Annotated in this window: 16 protein-coding genes and 1 tRNA gene; 8 read left to right on the plus strand and 9 right to left on the minus strand. The window is 66.4% G+C overall.

Features of this window, described 5'->3' with window-relative positions:
- Window positions 1-117: 117 nt before the first annotated feature.
- Window positions 118-1,518: an efflux RND transporter periplasmic adaptor subunit gene (locus tag ACFSC3_RS04135; RefSeq protein ID WP_380939031.1), complete on the minus strand. Its 1,401-nt coding sequence runs from the start codon at window positions 1,516-1,518 to the stop codon at window positions 118-120.
- The gene (locus ACFSC3_RS04140; protein ID WP_380939033.1) at window positions 1,518-2,963 is read right to left on the minus strand and encodes an efflux transporter outer membrane subunit; all 1,446 of its coding nucleotides are present in this window, start codon (window positions 2,961-2,963) and stop codon (window positions 1,518-1,520) included. The genes ACFSC3_RS04135 and ACFSC3_RS04140 overlap by 1 nt, the downstream gene beginning before the upstream one ends.
- Before the next feature lie 155 nt (window positions 2,964-3,118).
- Here ACFSC3_RS04140 and acs point away from each other — a divergent pair, with 155 nt between their 5' ends.
- The gene (gene acs / locus ACFSC3_RS04145; RefSeq protein ID WP_380939034.1) at window positions 3,119-5,050 is read left to right on the plus strand and encodes an acetate--CoA ligase; all 1,932 of its coding nucleotides are present in this window, start codon (window positions 3,119-3,121) and stop codon (window positions 5,048-5,050) included.
- 290 nt (window positions 5,051-5,340) lie between these two features.
- Here the strand turns inward: acs and ACFSC3_RS04150 are convergent, their stop codons facing one another.
- The 3 genes from ACFSC3_RS04150 to ACFSC3_RS04160 all read right to left on the minus strand — a co-directional run bounded on the left by ACFSC3_RS04150 (window position 5,341) and on the right by ACFSC3_RS04160 (window position 7,981).
- Window positions 5,341-6,117, minus strand: a complete 777-nt coding sequence (locus ACFSC3_RS04150) for a MipA/OmpV family protein (protein ID WP_380939036.1) — start codon at window positions 6,115-6,117, stop codon at window positions 5,341-5,343.
- Entirely contained in the window at window positions 6,107-6,283 is a 177-nt protein-coding gene (locus ACFSC3_RS04155; protein WP_380939038.1) for a hypothetical protein, read from the minus strand. The genes ACFSC3_RS04150 and ACFSC3_RS04155 overlap by 11 nt, the downstream gene beginning before the upstream one ends.
- 99 nt (window positions 6,284-6,382) lie before the next feature.
- Window positions 6,383-7,981, minus strand: coding sequence for a peptide MFS transporter (locus ACFSC3_RS04160; RefSeq protein WP_380939040.1), 1,599 nt, complete (start codon window positions 7,979-7,981; stop codon window positions 6,383-6,385).
- A gap of 100 nt (window positions 7,982-8,081) precedes the next feature.
- On the opposite strand from ACFSC3_RS04160, the gene ACFSC3_RS04165 reads away from it, so the two are divergent.
- The gene (locus ACFSC3_RS04165) at window positions 8,082-8,660 is read left to right on the plus strand and encodes a nitroreductase family protein (protein ID WP_380939042.1); all 579 of its coding nucleotides are present in this window, start codon (window positions 8,082-8,084) and stop codon (window positions 8,658-8,660) included.
- 30 nt (window positions 8,661-8,690) lie between these two features.
- Window positions 8,691-9,041, plus strand: coding sequence for a GntR family transcriptional regulator (locus ACFSC3_RS04170; RefSeq protein ID WP_380939044.1), 351 nt, complete (start codon window positions 8,691-8,693; stop codon window positions 9,039-9,041).
- Between the two features lie 127 nt (window positions 9,042-9,168).
- Here the strand turns inward: ACFSC3_RS04170 and ACFSC3_RS04175 are convergent, their stop codons facing one another.
- A complete protein-coding gene (locus ACFSC3_RS04175; protein WP_380939046.1) occupies window positions 9,169-9,609 on the minus strand; it encodes a DUF2059 domain-containing protein in 441 nt (146 codons plus the stop codon).
- The gene (locus ACFSC3_RS04180) at window positions 9,606-11,675 is read right to left on the minus strand and encodes a S9 family peptidase (RefSeq protein ID WP_380939048.1); all 2,070 of its coding nucleotides are present in this window, start codon (window positions 11,673-11,675) and stop codon (window positions 9,606-9,608) included. The genes ACFSC3_RS04175 and ACFSC3_RS04180 overlap by 4 nt, the downstream gene beginning before the upstream one ends.
- A gap of 215 nt (window positions 11,676-11,890) precedes the next feature.
- Between ACFSC3_RS04180 and ACFSC3_RS04185 the strand changes: the two genes are divergently transcribed.
- The 5 genes from ACFSC3_RS04185 (at window position 11,891) to ACFSC3_RS04205 (ending at window position 15,731) form a co-directional block, all read left to right on the plus strand.
- Window positions 11,891-13,705, plus strand: coding sequence for an aminopeptidase P family protein (locus ACFSC3_RS04185; RefSeq protein ID WP_380939050.1), 1,815 nt, complete (start codon window positions 11,891-11,893; stop codon window positions 13,703-13,705).
- Window positions 13,666-13,806 carry a hypothetical protein gene (locus ACFSC3_RS04190; RefSeq protein ID WP_380939052.1) on the plus strand — a complete coding sequence of 47 codons (141 nt, stop codon included), beginning with the start codon at window positions 13,666-13,668 and terminating at the stop codon, window positions 13,804-13,806. Before ACFSC3_RS04185 ends, ACFSC3_RS04190 begins: the two co-directional genes overlap by 40 nt.
- 221 nt (window positions 13,807-14,027) lie before the next feature.
- Window positions 14,028-14,102 (plus strand) — tRNA-Thr (locus tag ACFSC3_RS04195).
- Window positions 14,103-14,310: 208 nt separating this feature from the next.
- Complete coding sequence (locus tag ACFSC3_RS04200; RefSeq protein ID WP_380939054.1) at window positions 14,311-14,589, plus strand: hypothetical protein; 279 nt, start codon at window positions 14,311-14,313, stop codon at window positions 14,587-14,589.
- 101 nt (window positions 14,590-14,690) lie between these two features.
- Window positions 14,691-15,731 (plus strand): glycoside hydrolase family 43 protein, encoded by a 1,041-nt coding sequence (locus ACFSC3_RS04205; RefSeq protein WP_380939055.1) that lies wholly within the window; start codon window positions 14,691-14,693, stop codon window positions 15,729-15,731.
- A gap of 120 nt (window positions 15,732-15,851) precedes the next feature.
- Here the strand turns inward: ACFSC3_RS04205 and ACFSC3_RS04210 are convergent, their stop codons facing one another.
- Entirely contained in the window at window positions 15,852-17,330 is a 1,479-nt protein-coding gene (locus tag ACFSC3_RS04210) for an alginate export family protein (RefSeq protein ID WP_380939057.1), read from the minus strand.
- A 628-nt stretch (window positions 17,331-17,958) separates the two neighbouring features.
- The gene (rpoC, locus tag ACFSC3_RS04215) at window positions 17,959-22,236 is read right to left on the minus strand and encodes a DNA-directed RNA polymerase subunit beta' (RefSeq protein WP_380939059.1); all 4,278 of its coding nucleotides are present in this window, start codon (window positions 22,234-22,236) and stop codon (window positions 17,959-17,961) included.
- Window positions 22,237-22,364: the final 128 nt, after the last annotated feature.

Consider the following 22,364-nt stretch of genomic DNA (forward strand, 5'->3'; position numbering starts at 1 on the left):
TCCCCTCTGGGGAGCGGGCGGGGGAGAGGGGCAGGGGGCTCGCAGAGCAGGCGGTCTCGGTGAGACACCTGCCCCTTTCCCAACCCTCTCCCCAATGGGGAGAGGGCTATGGTCGCCTTACTGCCCACGGCCGCCTCCGCCGCCCGCGCCACCGCCGCCACCCTGGCGACGGCCCGAACCGCCACCCTTGGTCTGCGCGTCCGCCGCACTCGCCATCTGGCCGGTGATGACCTCCATGCCGGGCTTCAGGTCGCCGCCGATAACTTCGGTCATCTGGCCGTTGGTGTCGCCGGTGACGACGCGGACCTGTTGCGGCTGGCCGTCGCCGCCCTTCACATAAACGGTCTGCTGGGCACCACGGCGGGTCGAGACCTGGCGTTCGCTGCCGCCGCCGCGTCGCGGTCCGCGCATCACGAGCGATCCGGCGATGCCGCGGTCGCCGCTGCCCCCGGTCGAGGGGCGGAAACGCAGGGCGGCGTTGGGGACGAGCAGGACGTTCTGCTTCTGCGTCGTCACGATGTCCGCGGTCGCGGTCATGCCGGGGCGCAGCGTCAGGTCGGGGTTCGCGACGCTCAGGTCGGCGGCATAGGAGACGACCTGTCCGGTCGCCGACGTCGTGGTCGTGCTGCTCGTCGCCGATGCGCTGCTGACCGTCAGGTTGGAGCCCAGGTCGACCCGCGTGATCGCCGCCGGGAAGGTGCGGCCGGGGAAGGCGTCGACGGTGAAGCTCGCCTTCTGCCCGACCTTCACTTCGCCGACATCGGCCTCGTCGATCGAGACCTCCAGCTTCATCTTCGACAGATCCTCGGCGATGACGAACAATGTCGGCGTGTTGAACGACGCGGCGACCGTCTGGCCGGGATCGATCTGGCGCGCGAGCACGACGCCCGACACCGGCGATCGGATGATCGCGCGGTTGCGCTGGGTCTGCGACTGGGCGAGCTGTGCCTGCGCGGCGGCGACATTGGCCTGGGCGACGCGCAGGGCGGCGACCGCGCGGCTGTAATTGGCGCGACCGGTCTGGAGTTCGGTTTCGGACGGCACGCGCTTGTTCGACAGACGGTAGACTTCCTCCAGCCGGTTGAGCTGGGCCTGCGCCTCGGCGACCGTGGCGCGCGCCTGCGCGACCTGCGCCTGGTTGGCGTTGAGCGCGGCCTGACCGGCGCGGATCTGGTCGTCGATCTGTTCGGGGTCGATCAGCGCCAGCGCCTGTCCCGCGACCACGCGGTCGTTGACGTCGACCACCACGCGCGTGACGAGGCCCGAGAGCTGCGATCCGACCGTCACTTGGTTGGTCGGCGCAAGCTTGCCCGTCGCGGATACCGACACGGTCAGGTCGCCGCGCCTGGCCGCCTCGACCGAATATTCGGGCGGGGCATCGCCGGCGAAGCAGCGGCTGACCAGCAGGCCGAGCAGCACGATGCCAACGACGATCGCCGCCCATTTGGCATAGCGCCGCCATGGCTTGACCGGCTTCACGCCCAGGAAGTCGTCGATCGGTTCGAGTGTGGTGGCCATCAGCGGTCCTGCCGTTCGGGTGCTTGGGGCGCACCGGCCGCGGCATCCCAGCCGCCGCCGAGCGCAAGGTAGAGTTGGACGAGCGCGGTCGCCTCGTCCGATTGCGCGCTCGTCAGGCCGTTGCGGGCGCTCAGCAGCGCGCTTTCGGCCTGGGTCAGCGTGATGAAATCGGTCAGGCCCGATCGATACTGCAGCCGGGCGAGCAGCGCGGTCGCATTGGCCGCGTCCAGCGCTGCCGTGAACTCACGCTGGCGGGCGCGGGCGGTATCGAGCGCGACGACGGCATTCTCGACGTCTTCGAGCGCCGTCAGCACGGTGCCCTTGTAGGCGGCGAACGCGCCCTCCGCCGCGGCCTCGTTCGCGCGCACGACGGCACGCTGGCGGCCGGCGTCGAAGATCAGCTGGTTCAGCCCGGCGAACAGCGTGCCGATGACGGTATCGAACAGCCCGCTTACGGCGGCCGCATTGGTGTTGACGTTGCCGGTCAGCGAGAAGCGCGGATAGAGCTGCGCTTCCGCCACGCCGATCCTGGCGGTGGCGGCGGCCAGGCTGCGCTCGGCGGCCAGCACGTCGGGTCGCTGGCGCAGCACGTCGGCGGGGATGCCGGCGCCGACGATCGCCGGCCCCGTCGGAATCGGGCGCACGGCGGCGAGTTCGGTCTTGAGCGCACCCGGGGCCTGCCCGGTCAGGACACCCAGCCGCGATACGGCGCTGTTGTAGCTCGCCTCCAGCGTCGGGATAGTCGCGGCGGTCTGCGCGCGCTGCGACCGGGCCTGTTCCTGGTCGAGGCTGGAGACGAGCCCTGCCTGCACGCGAAACCCGGCGATCTCCAGATTGTCGTCCTGCAGCCCCAGGCTGGCGCGGGCATTCGCCAGCTGCGCCTGCGCGGCGCGCGCGAGGATATAGTTGCGCGCGATCTCGCCCTGCGTCGACAGGATGACGCTGGCCAACGTGTAGCCCGACGCCTGATAGTCCGCGCCGCTCGCCTCCACTGTCCGGCGAACCTCGCCGAAAAGGCCGAGCTGGTAGGAAACGCTCGCGCCCAGCTGGAAGTTGTTCGAATTGCCGCGCGAGATGTTGGTGACGGTCCCGTCCGGCAGCACGATCGCGGCGCTGCCGCCCAACAGATTCTGGTTGCGCGAATAGCCGCCCGATCCGGTGATGCCGGGCAACAGCTGCGCGCGCGATTGGACCAGCGCCTCGCGCGCCTGCCGCAGCCGGGCGACCGCTTGCGCGACGTCCAGGTTGGTGTCCGCGGCCGAGGCAACCAGCCGCTGGAGCAGCGGATCGTCGAACCGTGTCCACCACTGTGTCAGATCCTCGCGCGTGGGTGTCGCGGGGACGGAGAAGGTCGCGGGCACGCCGAGCTGCTCGGGCGTCCGCGGGCGATAGTCGGGGCCTACGGTACACGCCGAAACGCTCGCCGCGAGCAGGGCCGCTGTCATGCTACGCTTCATCGCCGCCAGATGTGCCGAGTGGTGCGGGCGCCGTCCAGCACGAAACTGTCGCGGTTTGTCGCAGCGACATATTCGAATTGTCTGAGGACTTGCTCCCGTAATCATGCTGCCGCACAAGCGCGTTCGATAACAAGGAGTGGGATGTGTCGGACGTTTACCGCGTTTCGCAGGATTGGGCGCGCCACGCGCATGTCGATGCGGAAAAATACGCCGCGCTCTACGACGCCGCCGCGAGCGACCCGACCGGTTTCTGGCTGGATCAGGCGCAGCGGCTCGACTGGATCGTCCCCCCGACCGTCGCCGACCAGAGCTCGTTCGACGAGGCCGATTTCGGCGTGCGCTGGTTCGCCGATGGCCGACTGAACGTCGCCGCCAACTGCCTCGACCGCCATCTTGCGAGCCGCGGCAACGATGTCGCGCTGATCTGGGAGCCCGACGCGCCTGAGGAGGAGCCGAAGCGCTTCACCTATCTGGAGCTGTTCCAGCACGTCTGCCGCTTCGCCAATGTGCTGAAGGCTGAAGGGGTCGCGAAGGGCGACCGCGTGACCATCTATATGCCGATGATCCCGGAAGCGGCGTTTGCGGTGCTCGCCTGCGCCCGCATTGGGGCGATCCATTCGGTGGTGTTCGGCGGCTTCTCGCCCGATGCGCTGGCAGGCCGCATCGAGGATTGCGATTCCAGACTCGTCGTGACCGCGGACTGCGGCCGGCGCGGTGGCAAGACAATACCGCTCAAGGCAAATGTCGACGCCGCGGCGGAGCGGGCGCCGAGCCTGAAGCGCGTCATCGTCGTGAAGGCGACCGGCGCCGACGTGCCGATGACCGGCCGCGACGTCTGGTATCACGAGGCCGCCGCCCAGGTCTCCGCCGACTGCCCGGCCGAGCCGATGGATGCGGAAGACCCGCTGTTCATCCTCTACACCTCGGGCTCGACCGGCAAGCCCAAGGGCGTGCTCCATTCGTCGGGCGGTTACCTGTTGTGGGCGAGTCTCACGCATCATTGGTGCTTCGACTATCGTCCGGGCGACGTCTGGTGGTGCGCGGCCGACATCGGCTGGGTGACCGGGCACAGCTATATCCTCTACGGCCCGCTCGCCAACGGCGCGACGACGCTGATGTACGAAGGCCTGCCCAACTGGCCCGACGCCAGCCGCATCTGGCAGGTGGTCGACCGACACAAGGTCCACACCATCTTCACTGCGCCGACGGCTCTCCGCGCGCTGATGAAGGAGGGCGATGCCTTCGTCGCCAAGACCGATCGCTCCAGTCTGAAACTGCTGGGCACGGTCGGCGAGCCGATCAATCCGGAGGCATGGCGCTGGTATAACGACGTGGTCGGCGAGGGGCGGTGTCCGATCGTCGATACCTGGTGGCAGACGGAGACGGGCGGGGCGATGATCGCTCCAATGCCGGGCGCGACCGATCTCAAGCCCGGCTCCGCGACGAAGCCGCTGCCCGGCGTCCACCCGCAACTGGTCGATGAGACGGGGAAGGTGCTCGACGGCGCGGTCAGCGGCAACCTGTGCATCACGCGGAGCTGGCCGGGGCAGATGCGCACGGTCTGGGGCGACCATGCGCGCTTCTTCCAAACCTATTTCACCACCTATCCGGGCAAATATTTCACCGGCGACGGCTGCCGGCGGGATGAGGACGGCTATTATTGGATCACCGGCCGCGTCGACGACGTCATCAACGTCAGCGGCCACCGCATGGGCACCGCCGAGGTCGAAAGTGCGCTGGTGCTGCACGCCAAGGTCGCCGAAGCAGCGGTCGTCGGCATGCCGCACGACGTGAAGGGGCAGGGCATCTACGCCTACGTTACCCTCAACGCCGGCGAGGCGGCGTCGGAGGAACTGCGCGCGGAGCTGCGCCAATGGGTCCGCACCGAAATCGGCCCGATCGCGACCCCCGACGCCATCCAGTTCGCGCCGGGCCTGCCCAAGACCCGTTCGGGCAAGATCATGCGCCGTATCCTGCGCAAGATCGCGGAAGGGGACGTGTCGTCGCTGGGCGATACGTCGACGCTGGCCGATCCGTCGGTGGTCGATGATCTGGTCGCGAACCGGGTAGGGTAGGAGAGGGCCTGCGGGGCGACGGTTCGTAGTTGAATAGGTCGAGGCACGGGCGTTCGGGTCGGTTTCGATCAGCATTATCCAACCGTTCGTGCTGAGCGAAGTCGAAGCACTTGGTGGAGGGCCGCCCTTCGACTTCGCTTAGCGCGAACGGGGTTGGGGTTATCAGCTGACCGGAAATAACCCGTGCTCCGGCGTAGGCCGGAGCCTTTGCCGCCGAGCCCTGGCGATCGCCAATGCTCCGGCCTGCGCCTGAACACGGCACAGAACGGGGCGGAAGGACGGAAACCGCTCTACCGAACGTCCCGCCCGAAGGTGTAGCTGATCCCGCCACCCGCCGACCATTGGTTGCGGCTGCCGAACAGGCGGGTCACCGGCGAGTCCGCCGCAGCGCCCACGATACGATCATATTTGCCGTATCCGAACGCGCCCCAGCGCGGCGTGAATTGGTAGAGCAGGCTGCTGGTGCCGCCGACCATCACCATCGATTCCGGCCGATAGGACGCGATGCCCGTCGCCAATGTCTCGCGTGGCGTCACCCCGAAATAGGCGCGGGCATATTTCGCATCGCCCAGCGTCACGCGCGGGCCGATCGACCATAGCCAGCGGTTGCCGTCGCGCTGGACGTAGTCAGCGCCGACCATGCCGGTGAAGCCGCTGTGCCCGGTGACCCCTCGACGCGCTTCCGCCGTCAGACGGAAGGATGGATCGAGCGACAATTGTGCGGAGGCACCGACTTCGACTGCGAAGCCAACCTCGTCCAGTCCGCCCGCGTCGCGCAGGCGGCGCTTGCCCTGGAAATTGATCGCCGGACCGATCGAGAAACCGTTGCTGCGATAGATGGAGATGCTGGTGCTCTCGTCCGGCGCCTCGAAGGTATAGTCGCGGTCGCCGCGGGTGCGCGACAGGTCGAGATAGGGCGTGACCTGTCCGCGGCTGGCGCCGGGGAAGGCCGGGCCGACCTGCGCGCCGACGATGACTCGCGTCCGGCGCGGGCCTTCGTCGTCCTGCGCGGAGGCGGGAAGGGCGATCGTCGCCAGTGCGACGCCGATGACGAGCTTATTGACCACGGTCGAGCGTATCGCTGGGGCTTCGGGCATCGCCATCCCTCTGGTGTTCGGTCGACAGATTGGGGCTCGGCTGGGTCTCGGTGCCGGGCTTGTCCGCGGCTGGCTTGTGGCCGGGTTCGGTCGAAATATTGGGCTTGGGCTGGGTGTCGGTATGTTCGTGCGCCACATCGGCTCTCCTTGTCACCGATGCGTAACGACTTGCCGCGTCACACGATCCATCGCGATGACGAGGGGGGTGTCGGCAGTCCGCCGACACCCGCGATCGTCAGTTGCGCATTTCGCCGGCGGGGCGCGTTCCCGCAGCGGCGGGTTCGGCCAGTTCGGCCTCGCCGGCCAGGCCGTGCCCGACCTCGTCACGCCCGATCGTGTCGAGGTGCATCAGCTTGGTAACCAGCCAGCTGACCGGGATCGCCACGATGCCGATGCCGATGATCCACCAGCCGATCGTCTGATAAACCTCCAGCACGCGCTCCGGCCCGACGCCTTCACCGCCGGTCGCCTGCGCGATCCTGGCCGCCAGGAAATTGCCGGCTGCGGTCGACAGGAACCAGGTGCCCATCATCAGCCCGACCATCGACGCAGTCGACAGGCGGGTCATGCTGGAGAGGCCGACCGGCGAGAAGCACAGCTCCGCCGTCGAGTGGAACAGGTAGAGCAGGATGACGAAGATCGCCGGCGTCAACGCACCGTTCTCGCCGGCGCCTGCAACGAGGACCAGGAAGCCGATCCCGATCTGGATGAAGCCCAGCGCGAATTTCAGCGGCGCACTCGGCTCCAGTCCGCGCTTGCCCAGCCACGTCCATAGCGCGCCGAACAGCGGAGCGAGCGTGATGATCCAGAAGCTGTTGACCGACTGGAACCACGACGCCGGCATCTCCCAGCCGAACAGCGTCCGGTCGACCGAACGGTCGGTGAAGACGTTGAGTGACGATCCGGCTTGTTCGAACAGTGCCCAGAACAGCGGGCACAGCGCGATCAGGTACAGCGCGGCGAAGATGCGATGGCGCTCGACCTTCGGCAGGGTGAAGGCGGCGCGGTAGAAGATGTAGAGGAAGGTCACGCCGACGCAGGCCAGTAGCAGCGTGCCGACGACGCTTTCGTCGCGGATCAGCAGCCAGGCGACGCCGACCATCAGCACCGAGCCGATGTAGATCAGCCATTCGCGCGACAGGCCGACCGGTGTCCGCTCCGTCAGCAGCGCCGGACTCACCGGCTCGCCAGCGCCGTGCAGCTCACGGCGGAACAGCACGAAGACGACGAGGCCGAGCAACATGCCGATCCCCGCCGCGCCGAAGCCCCAGGACCAGCCGACCCGCTCGCCGAGATAGCCGACCAGCAGCGGCCCGCTAAAGGCGCCCAGGTTGATCCCCATGTAGAAGATCGAGAAAGCCCCGTCGCGCCGCGTGTCGTCGCGGGGATAGAGCTGGCCCACCAGAACCGAGATGTTGGCCTTCAGGAAGCCGGTGCCGACGATGATGAAGGCGAGCCCCGCGTAGAAGCCGTTGAGGTAGAAGCCCTGCTCCCCGGTCGGTCCCTCGACCAGCGCGATCAGCAGATGGCCGATCGCGATCAGCACGCCGCCGGTCAGCACCGCCTTGCGCGCGCCGAGATATTTGTCGGCCAGATAGCCGCCCAGCACCGGCGTGATGTACACCATCGAGGTGTACGCGCCGTAGACCGCATAGGCTGGGTTTTCGTCGAACAGGAAGTGCTTGGTCAGGTAGAAGATCAGGATGGCACGCATGCCGTAATAGGAGAAACGCTCCCACATTTCGGCGAAGAACAGCATGAATAGGCCGCGCGGATGGCCAAGGAATTGCTTTGCGGTCGGCGGTACGCCGCCGCGCGCGATGGCATCGGACATGAACTCTCCGGGAATGTCTGGTGCCTTTCGGCAATGGCGCGGGAGACTAGCGACAAACGCACCGCTGTAAAGCGAGCGAAAACAGTCCTATGGCGCGGCCATGTTCAACGACCTGACCTCGCCGCTCTCCTTCCTCGCCAGCCGTCGCTCGGGCAAGCCGCGCGACATGGTGGCGCCGGGGCCGGACGATGCACAGCTCGCCGACATCGTCGCGCTGGCGAGCCGTGTGCCCGATCACGGCAAGCTCGCGCCCTGGCGGTTCGTCGTTGTCGGCGCGGAGCAGCGCGATGCCTTTGCCGCGCTGCTGCAGGACGCCTATCGCGACGAGAAGCCGGCGGCGGGGCGGCTGGAGGTCGAGGCGATCGAACAACTCGCGCGGCAGGCGCCGACTCTGGTGGTCGTCCTGTCCAGCCCGCGTGCCGAGAGCCATATCCCGCTGTGGGAGCAGGAGTTGTCGGCCGGGGCGGCGTGCATGCAGTTGCTTAACGCGACGACCGCGCATGGCTTCGTCGGCGGGTGGCTGACCGGCTGGGCGGCCTTTTCGCCGCGGGTGCGCGGCGCGTTTGGCGGACCGGGCGAGCGGATCGCCGGCTTCGTTTTCATCGGGACGCCGTCGCGCCCACTCGACGAACGGCCGCGGCCTGCGATCGACAATGTACTATCCCATTGGCGGATTTGACCTATCGGCGAAACGCTGTATTATGACAGCATGGCAGTATCCGACGAGAGCCCGGTCTATCTGAAACTGCGCGCGGGGATCGCCGCTGCGATCCTGCGCGGCGAGTATCGCGGCGGCGACCAATTGCCGTCGGTCCGCGCCTATGCGGCCGAACAGGGGGCCAACCCCCTGACCGTGGCCAAGGCGTACCAGAGCTTCCAGGACGACGGCTATGTCGAGGTCCGGCGCGGTGTCGGCATGTTCGTGCTGCCCGGCGCGTCCGACAAGCTGCGCGTTGCGGAGCGCGAACGCTTCCTGGCGGGCATGTGGCCGCGGGTGCGCGAGCATATCGAACTGCTGGGGCTGAGCGTCGAGGATTTGCTGGAGCGCGAGACGGCGTGAGCTGGCCTCTCGGCCGTCATCCCCGCGAAGGCGGGGATACATTCTGGCTGACCGAGATGAGACTCACGATCCTCAGCGACTATTGATCCCCGCCTTCGCGGGGATGACGAGGTTTGGGCGAGTGCCCCTACTTCCCGCAGCCCTTGCCCGTCTTCGCACAGAACGCCTTCAGCACGTCGCGCTTGAAGTCCATCCCGCCCATGCTCTGCGCCGCCGCGGCCATCGCGTTCGGTTCGGCCGCTCGGTAGCGGCGGGCGGCGTCGGTGCGGTTGAAGGCCAGGGTCGTACGCATATCCGCCTCCGACAGGGCGGAGGCATAGGCGACGCCCATGCGTTCGGTCACGCGCTCGATCATGGTGCGACCGGTCGCTGCGGCGATCTCGCGCAGCGCGGCCTGATCGGCGAGGGTCAGCTCCTTCGCATCGCGGACCAGTTCGTCGGTCTGCTGCTGCACCAGCGTCGGCGCGATCTGGCTGAACGTGCCCGATCGCGCGATGTCGGTGCCGAGCCGTGCAGCCTCCGCCGTTGGGGCGGGGGCCGCCTGGAGCAGGAGGGCGAGCAGGATCATGCCTCGACGTCCACCACGCCCAGCTGCCACAGGACGAACGCCATTTCCTCGGCGCCTTCCTTGAGACTCTCCCAGCGCCCCGACTTGCCGCCGTGGCCGGCGCCCATGTTGGTCTTGAGCAGCAGGATATTATCGTCGGTCTTGGTCGCGCGAAGCTTCGCCGCCCACTTCGCCGGTTCCCAATAGGTCACGCGCGGATCGTTAAGGCCGCCCGAAATGAATAGCGGGGGATAATCCTGCGCCTTTACATTGTCATAGGGCGAATAGCTGCGAATCAGTTCGAACGCGGCCTTGTCCTCGATCGGGTTGCCCCATTCGGGCCATTCGCCCGGCGTGAGGGGCAGCGAGGCGTCGAGCATGGTGTTCAGCACGTCGACGAACGGCACGTCGGCGACGACCGCGCCCCACAGATCGGGATCGGAATTGACCACCGCGCCCATCAGTTCGCCGCCTGCTGAGCCGCCCGCGATGGCGATGCCGCCCTTGTAAGAGAAGCGGCGCTCGATCAGCCCCTTCGCCACGTCGACGAAGTCGTTGAACGTGTTGGTGCGTTTGGTCAGCTTGCCGTCGTGATACCATTGCTGGCCAAGGTCGTCGCCGCCGCGGATGTGCGCGATCGCAAAGGCCATGCCGCGATCGAGATAGGACATGCGGCCCGTAGAGAAGCCCGGCGGAATCGCATGGCCATAGGCGCCGTACGCGTAGAGATAGACCTTGCCCGTGCCGTCCTTCGGGAAGTCGGCGGGGTAGACGATCGAGCAGGGCACCTCGACGCCGTCGCGAGCGACGATCTTCAGCCGCTCGGTGAGATACTTCGATGCGTCGTACCCGCTGGGGATCGTCTGCACCTTACGCACTGTCAGCGCGCCATCGCTGAGCGCATAGTCATAGACCGTGCCCGGCGTGACCATCGACTGATAGCTCAGCCGCAGCGTGTCGACGGCATATTCGGGATTGTCGCCCAGACCCGTGACGTAGCTCGCCTCCGGAAACTGGATGCGGCGCTTCGGGCGGCCATCGTAATAATGGATTTCGATCTGATCGAGTCCGTCCTCGCGCCCCTCGACCGTGAAGAAATCGGCGAAGGTCGCGACGCCGGTCATGTAGAAATGCGGGTCGGCCGGGATCAGCTCGGTCCAGGTGCCCGGATCGGTGATCGGCGCAGTTACCAGACGCCACATCGGGTCGGTGTCGTTGGTGTGAATGAACAAGGTGCCGTCATGCTCGTCCACGTCATATTCGCGGCCGGTCTGACGCGGGGCGACCAATACGGGTTCGGCGAAGACATCGTGGGCGGGCAGCAGGCGGATTTCGCTGGTGACATGATCGCCGGTCGAAATGACGATCCACTTCCGCGACGACGTCTCGCCGACGCCGACGCGATAGCCCTCGTCATCCTCGTGATACAGCTCGACATCGTCCTTGGGATCGGTGCCGAGCCGGTGGAAGCGCGCATTATCGGTGCGCCACTGGTCGTTGGCCAGGCCGTAAAGGAACCCCGTGTCGTCGGCGTTCCAGACGATGTCGCTCAGGATGCCGGGGATTTCGTCGGGCAGATGCTCGCCCGTCTCGAGGTCCTTCACGCGCAGCAGGAAGCGCTCCGAGCCGTTGTCGTCATAGGCATAGGCGAGCAGTCGCCCGTTGTTGCTGATCGACAGGCCGCCGAGCCGGAAATATTCCTTGCCCTTGGCGAGCGCGGGTTCGTCGAGGAACAGCTGGTCCTCGCCGCCTGCGACGGGGCGGCGCCACCAGCGACGATACTCGCCACCGGTCTCGTGGTCGCTCCAGTACAGGTAATCGCCGTCCTTCTGCGGCACGGTCGCATCGTCTTCCTTGATGCGGGCGCGCATTTCCTGGAACAGCGTGTCGGTCAGCGGCTTGAGCGGCGCCATGACCGCCTCGAAATAGGCGTTCTCCGCTTCCAGATAATCGAGCACCTCGCGGTCGGTGACCTTCGGATAGCCGGGGTCGCGCAGCCAGGCCCAGTCGTCCGAAATCTCGATGCCGTGGTGCGTGGTGGTCGATGGCAGCCGCTTGGCGACGGGAGGTGTGGGGAGGCTCGTCATGGGGTGAGCGTTAGCGGGCGTGGGGCGGGAAGGCGAGGGGGCTGTGCCGACTCACCCCGTTCGTGCTGAGCTTGTCGAAGCACTGCCCTTTTCTTCCGCACGACCGCCGTGTGGCGCGAAGAAGGGCAGCCCTTCGACAAGCTCAGGGCGAACGGGGAGGGTGAGGGGGAAGCCCGCCCTTCCCCCGCCGCCGCCCGAATGGCATGACGCGGGCCATGACCACGCATCACGACCGCCTGACCGCCTTCCGCGCGCATCTTGCCACCCAGTATCTAGACGGCTTCATCGTGCCGCTGACCGACGAACATATGTCGGAATATGTCGGCGCCTATGCCCGGCGGCTCGAATGGCTGACCGGCTTTCAGGGGTCGGCGGGCGGAGCGGTGGTGCTGGCCGACCGGGCGGGGATCTTCACCGACGGCCGCTATACCTTGCAGGTCCGCCAGCAGGTGTCGGGCGACGATTATGATTATGTGCTGGTGCCCGATACGTCGATGGCCGACTGGCTGGGCGCCAATGCGGCGGCGGGGGCGCGGATCGGCTATGATCCGTGGCTTCATACCCGCGCCTTCGTGCACGAAATGCGGGCCGCGCTGGCGGCAAAGGGTGCGGAACTGGTCGCGGTCGCGGCGAACCCGATCGATGCGGTTTGGTCTGACCATCCTCTGCCGTCCGACGCCACGCTGATCGTTCAGAGTGACGATCTCGCGGGCAAGTCGTCCGCGGCCAAGCGCGCCGAGATCGCCGACTGGCTGGGCGAGCAGGGCGCCGATGCTACGGTCCTGTCCGCGCTCGATTCGCTGGCCTGGACGTTCAACATCCGCGGCGCCGATGTCGCGCGCACGCCGGTCGCGCTGGCTTTCGCGCTCGCCCATGCCGATGGCACCGCCGACCTCTATGTCGCGCCCGAGAAGGTGACCGAGGCGGTGGCGCAGCATCTGGGCAATGCGGTGCGCATCCATTCGCGCGATGCCTTTGCGCCGGCGCTCCGGGCGCTGTCGGGCAAGCAGGTCGCGGTCGACCCGGACCGCGCGGTCGCCGCGATCTTCGAGGCGCTGGAGGCGGGTGGGGCGACCATCCTGCCGGTGCGCGATCCGACCGTGCTGCCGCGCGCGTTGAAGAATCCGGTCGAAATCTCCGGCCACCGCGCCGCCCAGTTGCGCGACGGCGTGGTCATGGCGAAGTTCCTCCGCTGGATCGAGACGGAGGCGCCCAAGGGCGAGCTGACCGAGATCGCGGCTTCGGATCACCTCCAGGCACTGCGCGAAGCGGCGGGCGCGGTCGACCTGTCGTTCGACGCCATCTCCGCGACCGGCGCCCATGGCGCGAGCCCGCATTACAAGGCCGATGCGGAGTCGAACGCGCGGATCGAGCCGGGTCACCTCTACCTGATCGATTCGGGCGGCCAGTGGCCCGATGGCACCACCGACATCACCCGCGTCGTGCCGGTCGGCACGCCGACCGCGGAAATGCGCGATCGCTTCACCCGCGTGCTTCAGGGGCACATCGGCATCGCGACCGCCGTCTTCCCCGAAGGCACGACCGGCGGGCAGATCGACAGCTTCGCGCGCCGTCCGCTGTGGGCGGCGGGTCTCGATTTCGCGCATGGCACTGGCCACGGCGTCGGTGCCTATCTGTCGGTCCACGAAGGGCCGCAGCGCATCGCCAAGCCCAACTACCCCGGCGGCGGCCCTTCCGAGCCGCTGCGCGCCGGCATGTTCCTGTCGAACGAGCCCGGTTATTATAAGGCCGGCGAATATGGCATTCGCATCGAGAACCTGATCCTGGTCGAGCGGCGGGACATCCCCGGCGGCACCGAACCCATGCTCGGCTTCGAGACGCTGACCTTCGCCCCCATCGAACGCGAGCTGATCGACGTCAGCATCTTGACGGAGGCCGAGCTGTCGTGGCTCAATGCCTATCACGCCGAGGTCGTCGAGAAGATCGGCCCGGCGCTGGATGGAGAGGATAGAGCATGGCTTATCGCCAAATGCGCACCACTCGGACGTGCACCGTCAGGGAATCGCTGACTCACATATCCTGTGCGATCGCCGTCGTGGTGATCGTCTATCTGATCGCGGGCCTGATCGGCGACGGCGCGGTCGCGGCGACGCGTTACTTCTCGGGCTGATCTGGTCCGTCCGCCGGAGCCGGTGAGGGCTCGCCGCCGTCCTCCGCCACGGCCGACGCCCGGGCCTGCGCCTTGCGCCGGCGCAGGTTTGCCCTGAGTTCCGCGGCCAGCCGCGCCTTCCTGTCGTCCGTCGTCGCCATAACAAACGCATAATCCGCCGCATGCCGGCTTGACAACGCCCGCCCGATCCGCTCTTGAGCCGCCTCCCGCACGGGACGAGTGCTGCCGTAGCTCAGTGGTAGAGCGCATCCTTGGTAAGGCTGAGGTCGTGAGTTCAATCCTCACCGGCAGCACCATTCGTCCCAGTCAGGCGGGTATCCTCGAATTCTCTATCCTGCCCGCTTTCGTCATTCCGGCGAAAGCCGGAATCCAGGGTTTCTCTGCCCGAGCGTTTGTCTTGCTCGGCTCTGGATCCTGACCTTCGTCAGGATGACGGCTGGATGGCGCCCGTTCCCTGGTACGGCAGCGCTTCTCTTCCCCGCCGTCACCCTCTACACAGCGGCGATGGATTTTGATCAGCTGCTCGTCCGCTTCTTCAACACCACCGAGATTCAGGACCTGCCGCCCGAACAGGTCGCGGCCGGTGTCGACCGGTTGCGGTTGCAGTTCGGGCTGGAAAAGGACTCGGGGCGGCGATTCGCTTTGTGGTGCCTGATGTTCATGCTGGGCATCGCACCGGATATTGCCGACGCCTTCGACGATGAAGAGGACCGCGAGGCGGCGCGCGACTTCATGGACGCGGCCGAGCAGGAAATGGAAGACGAGGACGACGACGCGGAGTGAGCGTATCGGACTGGTCCATCGTTCGCCCTGAGTGACGTTCAGACGCGGCCCGCTCCCAGCGCTCCGAACGAACGGTTTGAAGTGAGGAGGAAAAGGGCGGGATGACACAGGGGGTGATCGACCGCCGCGGGCTGATCATGGGCGGCGCAGCGGTGCTGGCGTGCCCCGCCGCCGCCCGGCGTCGCGAACCCCGCGGCGAGCGCGTGCCGAACCCGCTGATTCGCCAGCGCGCCGATCCGCAGATCGTGCGGCAGGCAGACGGCAGCTATACCTTCACCGCCTCCGTACCCGAATATGATCGCGTTATCCTGCGTCGCGCGCCGACTATCGCCGCCTTGGCGACCGCGCCCGAAGTCGTGCTGTGGCGGCGGCCCGCAGCCGGACGGATGGCGGGGCATATCTGGGCGCCCGAGCTGCACCGGATCGACGGGCGCTGGTATGTCTATGTCGCGGCGGGCGACGGCGATGCGCGCTTCCGCATCCGCACCTATGTGCTGGAGTGTGAAGGGCCTGATCCGATGGCGGGGCGCTGGTCGGTGCTGGGGCAATTGGTGACGCCGTGGGACAGCTTTACGCTCGATTCGACGATCTTCGCCCACCGCGGTACGCGCTACATCGCCTGGGCGCAGCAGGAGCCGGGGATCGCGACCAATTCGAACCTTTATCTCGCACCGCTGGCGACGCCGACGACGTTGGGCGCGAAGCCCGCGCGACTGACCGTGCCGACGCTGCCGTGGGAAGTGCAGGGGTTCAAGGTCGCGGAAGGACCGGCGCCGCTGATCCGCAACGGCCGCGTGTTCCTGACCTACTCCGCCAGTGCGACCGATGCGCGCTATTGCATGGGGATGCTGACCGCGCGCGACGACGCCGACCTGATGGACCCGGCAGTGTGGGTGAAGTCACCCGAGCCGGTGTTCCGCAGCGCGTCGGAACGCGGCATCTATGGCCCCGGCCACAACAGCTTCACCACCGACGCGCAGGGGCGGGACGTACTGGTCTATCATGCGCGCGACTATAAGAAGATTACTGGCGATCCGCTCTACGATCCCAACCGGCATACGCGGGTGCAGCGGCTGCGCTGGCGGTCGGATGGGACGCCGGACTTCGGCTTGCCCGCGGCGAATGGGTACGTGGTGATCTAGACACCGAAGGGGTCGCTTCACCCACAACCGTTCGCCCTGAGCGAAGTCGAAGGGCGGCTCTCCGCAAGGTGCTTCGACTGCGCTCACGAACGAAGGAGCGAAGATGTCGGCCTATCCGGCTCAGAACCGAAAGCTGATCCAGCCCGCCAGGAAGTCCGAACTTCGATAGCCCGCCTTCGTCAGCGACGGGCCGGCGGCGAGATGCTCGTAGCGGCCGGTGACCGACAGGCGCGGGGTCAGTGTCCACACCGCCTGCAACCGGGTCACATCGGCGATCTTGGCGTCGGGGACGCGCTGGGTTCCGGCAAAGGGCTGGCCGTTCGCGCGATAGACGGCGTCGCGTACGTCGTCGCGCCATGTCAGCATATATTCGGCGGTTACCCGCAGGTTCGACGCCGGCGACACGGTCACGTTCGGCGCGATGGCGATCAGGTTCGAGGGCGTCAGGAACAGCTGGTAGCTGTAATAGATGTTGTTGCCGAACGGCGCATAGGCGTTGCGCAGCTTGCCGTCGCCATATCCGCCGCCGCCGCTGGCATAGTTGAGGTGAACGCCGACGCGGGGGCCGCGCGGGGAGGGGCCGACGCGGTAGGTCTGGGCGAGAAAAACCTGCCACGCGTCGATCCGCTGGCCGATATAATAGCCCCATTGGTGGTTGACCGACCAGTCGACCGTCCACCGCCCGGCATCGCCCCACAGCCGCGTGCCGAGGTAGAAACGCTCCGCCGGCCCGATCCGGCCACCCCACGCGCCGACATCATTGCGGCGGCGCCAGAAGAAGGGGTCGAAATAGAGCTTCGACCCGCCCAGCCACGTCGACGGCACGACGAAGCCCGCGGTCATCCCCGAGAAGCGCCGGGCGGGGTCGATGACGTCGTCATCGGTGCCCAGATCGCCATATTGAGTCGGCTTCAGGTCGAACACGTCGATCCGCACCGTCCGCCCGCGCGCCCAGGCCCGCCAGCCGTTCAGCGTGTAGCGGATCGTATTGTTGTCGCGCGACGAGACGAGCAGGTTCGGCCCGTCCGCGAACTCCTGCCGGCCATAGCGGCCGCCGATTGCGACGGTGCCGATCGTTCCCGCCGCCTCGACGAAGCTCTGCTGTAAGACGACGTCGTTGCGTAGCGTCGCGGCAGGGGCGCCGAGCTGGACCCCGGAGATGCCGCCATGCGCCAGCTCGACGAACCCGCGCAGATGCGGGCCGACATGCACGTCGGCGGCGGCGACCAGACGGTTGATGTCTTGCCGCTGCGCCGGCCCCTCGCGAAGGTTGGGATTGGTCGTATGATTGACGCGCAACCGGACCTCGCCGGACAGGGTGACGTAGACGTCCCCGTCGCTGTCGATCGGCAGGAATTTCAGCCGATCTAGAAAATCGTCGCGGTTCTTCGGATCGCGCATCTTCCGCCAATCCTCGGCCCAGCGCGACAGATTATAGCCCGCGACCGTCGCCCCGTCGCCGTTGGCGGCGGCGGGATAGCCGATGACGGACGGCGTGGCGGGGGCAGGAACTTCCTTGCGTTCCGACGGCGGCGCGGTCTGGGCCGTGGCGGGCAGGGCAATGGTACAGGCCAGGAGGGGGAGGGCGGCGCGGATCATGCCGGGCTTATACAGGCGGTCGGTAATTCGGTGTATGTGTTGGGGCGGGGGGATGGGCTGCTGCGTTAAAACGCTGAAAGATAACGCTAATCTGATTTATGGTTGCGCCAAGCGACAAGACGGTTCAGCAATTTGCAAGGCTGCGTCAGGACCGCATCACACTGAGAATGTGCCACTTTTCGCACAGTCGCGAGGCGCCAAACCAGGATTCATCCGGCCGGAACCACCCTGTCCTTCTTCGCAGGCCGGAGCCGTCGCAATCAACGTCCTAGAGCTTGAAGCGATCAGCTTTGATCACTCCCGTTCGCCCTGAGCGAAGTCGAAGGGCAGCCCTCCACCAAGTGCTTCGACTTCGCTCAGCACGAACGGTTGAACGAAGCTGATCGAAATCGACTCTAACGCCCCCCAACGCTCCGGCCTGCGCCGGAGCACGGCTATGCATCAATTTAGTCGAAGCAGACGCCAGAAGGCCATCCGGAGCCTTCAGAAACGTAAACCGCCGCCCGGTCGCCCGGACGGCGGCTTTCAAAACAGGAAATGCTATGCCGTCGTACGTGACCGGTTGCGCCGGTCCCGCCATCCGCCTTGGCATCTCCCGGCGTTGCTCGCGCAACGCCGGGGTGCCCGCTTATTCCTGGTTCAGATACTCGCCGGCATCCGCATCGGTGCCCGAACCGCTGGGGACGACCGCCGCCAGCGGATCGTCGCCGGTGCCGACCTCTTCGCGCGGCGAACGGGCGGCTTCCGCTGCACGCTCTTCCGCGGCCGACTGCGGAACCATCGCCGCAGCGAGGGCACGCTGCTGCGCACGCAGCGCCGCGTCGCGCGACGTGGCCGCCACGCGCAGGCGGTTCATGCCCGCACCGGTACCCGCCGGGATCAGGCGGCCGACGATGACGTTCTCCTTCAGACCGTTCAGCGAGTCGATCTTGCCCTGCACCGAAGCCTCGGTGAGCACACGGGTCGTCTCCTGGAACGAGGCGGCCGAGATGAAGCTGCGGGTCTGCAGCGACGCCTTGGTGATGCCGAGCAGGATCGGCTTGCCCTGTGCGCGCGCCTGCTTCTTGTCGAGCTTGGCGTTCGCTTCGTCCATCTCGTCACGATCGACCTGCTCGCCGGCCAGCAGCGTGGTGTCGCCGCCGTCGGTGATCTCGACCTTCTGCAGCATCTGGCGAACGATCACCTCGATGTGCTTGTCGTTGATCTTCACGCCCTGGAGTCGATAGACTTCCTGGATTTCGCTGACCAGATATTCGGCCAACGGCTCGATGCCGAGCACTTCCAGGATGTCGTGCGGATCGGGCGAGCCGCCGATTAGGTTGTCGCCACGCTTGACGTAGTCGCCTTCCTGAACGTCGATCACCTTCGACTTCGGGATGAGGTACTCGACCACATCGCCGCCGTCCTCCGGCATGATCCCGATCTTGCGCTTCGCCTTATAGTCCTTGCCGAACACGACACGGCCCGAGACCTTCGCGATGATCGCGTTTTCCTTGGGCTTGCGCGCCTCGAACAGCTCGGCGACGCGCGGCAGACCGCCGGTGATGTCGCGGGTCTTGGCGGACTCGCGAGCGACACGGGCCAGAACGTCGCCGGCCTGGACGGTCGCATTGTCCTCGACCGACAGCACGGCACCCGGTGCCAGCATGTAGCGCGATCCTTCGCCTTCGCCTTCGCCGGTCAGGGTCAGGCGGGGACGCAGGTCCTCCTTCGTCTTGGACGAGGTGGCGCGATACTCGATGACGACGCGCTGGGTGATACCCGTCGCTTCGTCGGCCTGTTCGGTCATCGTCTTGTTGTCGATCAGGTCCTGGTACTTAACGGTACCGCCCGTCTCGGTGATGACCGGCATGGTGAACGGATCCCATTCCGCCATGCGATCGCCCTTCGACACGATGTGGCCGTCGTCGAACAGGACGTACGCACCGTACGGCACGCGGTCGGAAGACAGTTCGCGACCGTCCATGTCCTTGATGACGATCTCGCCCGAGCGGCCGAGCACCACGCGACGGCCACGCTGGTCGACGATGACGCGCAGGTCGCGGAACTCGACCGTACCGTCGGCATGCGCCTCCAGGTTCGACGTCTCGTTCAGCTGTGCCGCACCACCGATGTGGAAGGTACGCATGGTCAGCTGCGTGCCCGGCTCACCGATCGACTGCGCCGCGATGACGCCGACCGCTTCGCCGATGTTCACCGGCGTACCGCGGGCGAGGTCACGGCCGTAGCACTTGCCGCAGACGCCGACCTTGGCTTCGCAGACCAGCGGGCTGCGGATCTTCATGCCCTGGACGCCCAGCGCTTCGATCTGCGCGACCATCGGTTCGTCGAGCAGCGTGCCCGCCGGGATGACGACCTTGCCGTCCTTGTCGACCACGTCCTCGCCGGTGGTCCGGCCAAGGATACGCTCGCCGAGCGACGCGATGGTCGCGCCGCCCTGAACGATGGCCTTCATCTCGAGCATGCGCTCGGTACCGCAATCCTCCTCCATCACGACGCAATCCTGCGACACGTCGACGAGGCGGCGGGTGAGGTAACCCGAGTTGGCGGTCTTCAGCGCGGTGTCCGCGAGGCCCTTACGAGCGCCGTGGGTCGAGTTGAAGTATTCGAGGACGGTCAGACCTTCCTTGAAGTTCGAGATGATCGGCGTTTCGATGATCTCGCCCGACGGCTTGGCCATCAGGCCGCGCATGCCGGCCAGCTGCTTGATCTGGGCCTGCGAACCACGGGCACCGGAGTGGGCCATCATATAGATCGAGTTGATCGGCTTCTCACGGCCGGTCTCCTCGTCGCGCTTCACCGCCTTGATCTCGTCCATCATGGCCGACGCCACCTGGTCGCCGCAACGGCTCCAGGCGTCGATGACCTTATTGTACTTCTCCTGCTGCGTGATCAGGCCGTCCTGATACTGCTGCTCGAAGTCCTTCACGAGTGCCTTGGTCTCGTCGACCATGCCGGTCTTGGCGTCCGGGATGATCATGTCGTCCTTGCCGAACGAGATGCCGGCCTTGAACGCGTGACGGAAGCCCAGCGCCATGATGGCGTCGGCGAACAGCACCGTCTCCTTCTGACCGGTATGACGATAGACCTCGTCGATGACGTCGGTGACGTCCTTCTTGGTCAGCAGACGGTTGACGGTTTCGAAGGGCACCTTGTGGCTCTTCGGCAACGTCTCGCCGAGCAACATGCGGCCCGGGGTCGTCTCGAAGCGAACCATGCGCTCCACGCCATTCTCATCGACCTGCGGAACACGGCTGGTGATCTTGGTGTGCAGCGTCACGGCACCGGCGTGGAGCGCCTGGTGGACTTCGGTCATGTCCGACAGGAGCATGCCTTCGCCCGGCTCGCCGGTCTTTTCCATCGACAGATAGTAGAGACCCAGCACCATGTCCTGCGACGGCACGATGATCGGCTTGCCGTTGGCGGGCGACAGGATGTTGTTGGTCGACATCATCAGGACGCGCGCTTCCAGCTGCGCCTCGAGGCTCAGCGGAACGTGGACGGCCATCTGGTCGCCGTCGAAGTCGGCGTTGAACGCCGAGCAGACCAGCGGGTGCAGCTGGATCGCCTTGCCCTCGATGAGAACCGGCTCGAACGCCTGGATGCCCAGACGGTGAAGTGTCGGTGCACGGTTCAGCAGAACCGGGTGCTCGCGGATCACTTCGTCCAGGATGTCCCAAACTTCCTTGCGCTCCTTCTCGACCCACTTCTTCGCCTGCTTCAGCGTCATGCTGAGGCCCTTGGCGTCGAGGCGGGCGTAGATGAACGGCTTGAACAGCTCGAGCGCCATCTTCTTCGGCAAGCCGCACTGGTGCAGCTTGAGTTCCGGACCGGTCACGATGACCGAACGGCCCGAATAGTCGACGCGCTTGCCGAGAAGGTTCTGACGGAAGCGGCCCTGCTTGCCCTTCAGCATGTCGCTGAGCGACTTCAGCGGACGCTTGTTGGCGCCCGTGATCGTGCGGCCGCGACGACCGTTGTCGAACAGCGCGTCGACGGCTTCCTGCAACATGCGCTTTTCGTTGCGGACGATGATGTCCGGCGCACGCAGCTCCATGAGGCGCTTCAGGCGGTTGTTGCGGTTGATGACGCGGCGATACAGGTCGTTCAGGTCCGATGTCGCGAAGCGGCCGCCGTCCAGCGGCACGAGCGGACGCAGCTCGGGCGGGATGACCGGCACGACGTCCAGGATCATCCATTCCGGACGGTTGCCCGATTCCAGGAAGCTCTCGACGACTTTGAGGCGCTTGATGATCTTCTTGGGCTTCAGCTCCGACTTGGTCGTCGCCAGCTCCTCGAGCAGATCACGCTTCTCGCCCTCGAGGTCGAGATCCATGAGCATGATCTTGACCGCTTCCGCGCCGATCCCGGCGGTGAAGGCGTCCTCGCCATACTGGTCCTGCGCTTCGAGGAGCTCGTCCTCGGTCATCAGCTGGTACTTCTCCAGCGGCGTCAGGCCCGGCTCGGTGACGATGTAGCTCTCGAAATACAGCACGCGCTCGAGCTGCTTGAGCTGCATATCGAGCAGCAGGCCGATGCGCGACGGCAGCGACTTCAGGAACCAGATGTGCGCTACGGGCGCGGCGAGCTCGATGTGGCCCATCCGCTCGCGGCGGACCTTCGACACGGTGACTTCGACACCGCACTTTTCGCAGACGATGCCCTTGTACTTCATGCGCTTGTACTTGCCGCACAGGCACTCGTAATCCTTGATCGGACCGAAGATGCGCGCGCAGAACAGGCCGTCACGTTCCGGCTTGAACGTGCGATAGTTGATCGTCTCAGGCTTCTTGATTTCGCCGAACGACCACGAGCGGATGCGATCAGGCGACGCGATGCCGATCTGGATCTGGTCGAAGGTTTCCGGCTTCGCGAGCGGATTGGCGAAATTGGTCAGTTCGTTCATGGGGTCGAACCCTTCCTTGAAATCTCTTCTCCTCTCCCATCGGGAGAGGAAGGGGCCCGCCGGCGAAGCCGGTGGGAAGGTGAGGGCGATCGTACGGCGTCACCCTCACCCTTCCGCCGCTCTTGCGA

The sequence above is a fragment of the Sphingomonas floccifaciens genome (genome assembly GCF_042681125.1).
Taxonomy (GTDB): domain Bacteria; phylum Pseudomonadota; class Alphaproteobacteria; order Sphingomonadales; family Sphingomonadaceae; genus Sphingomonas; species Sphingomonas floccifaciens.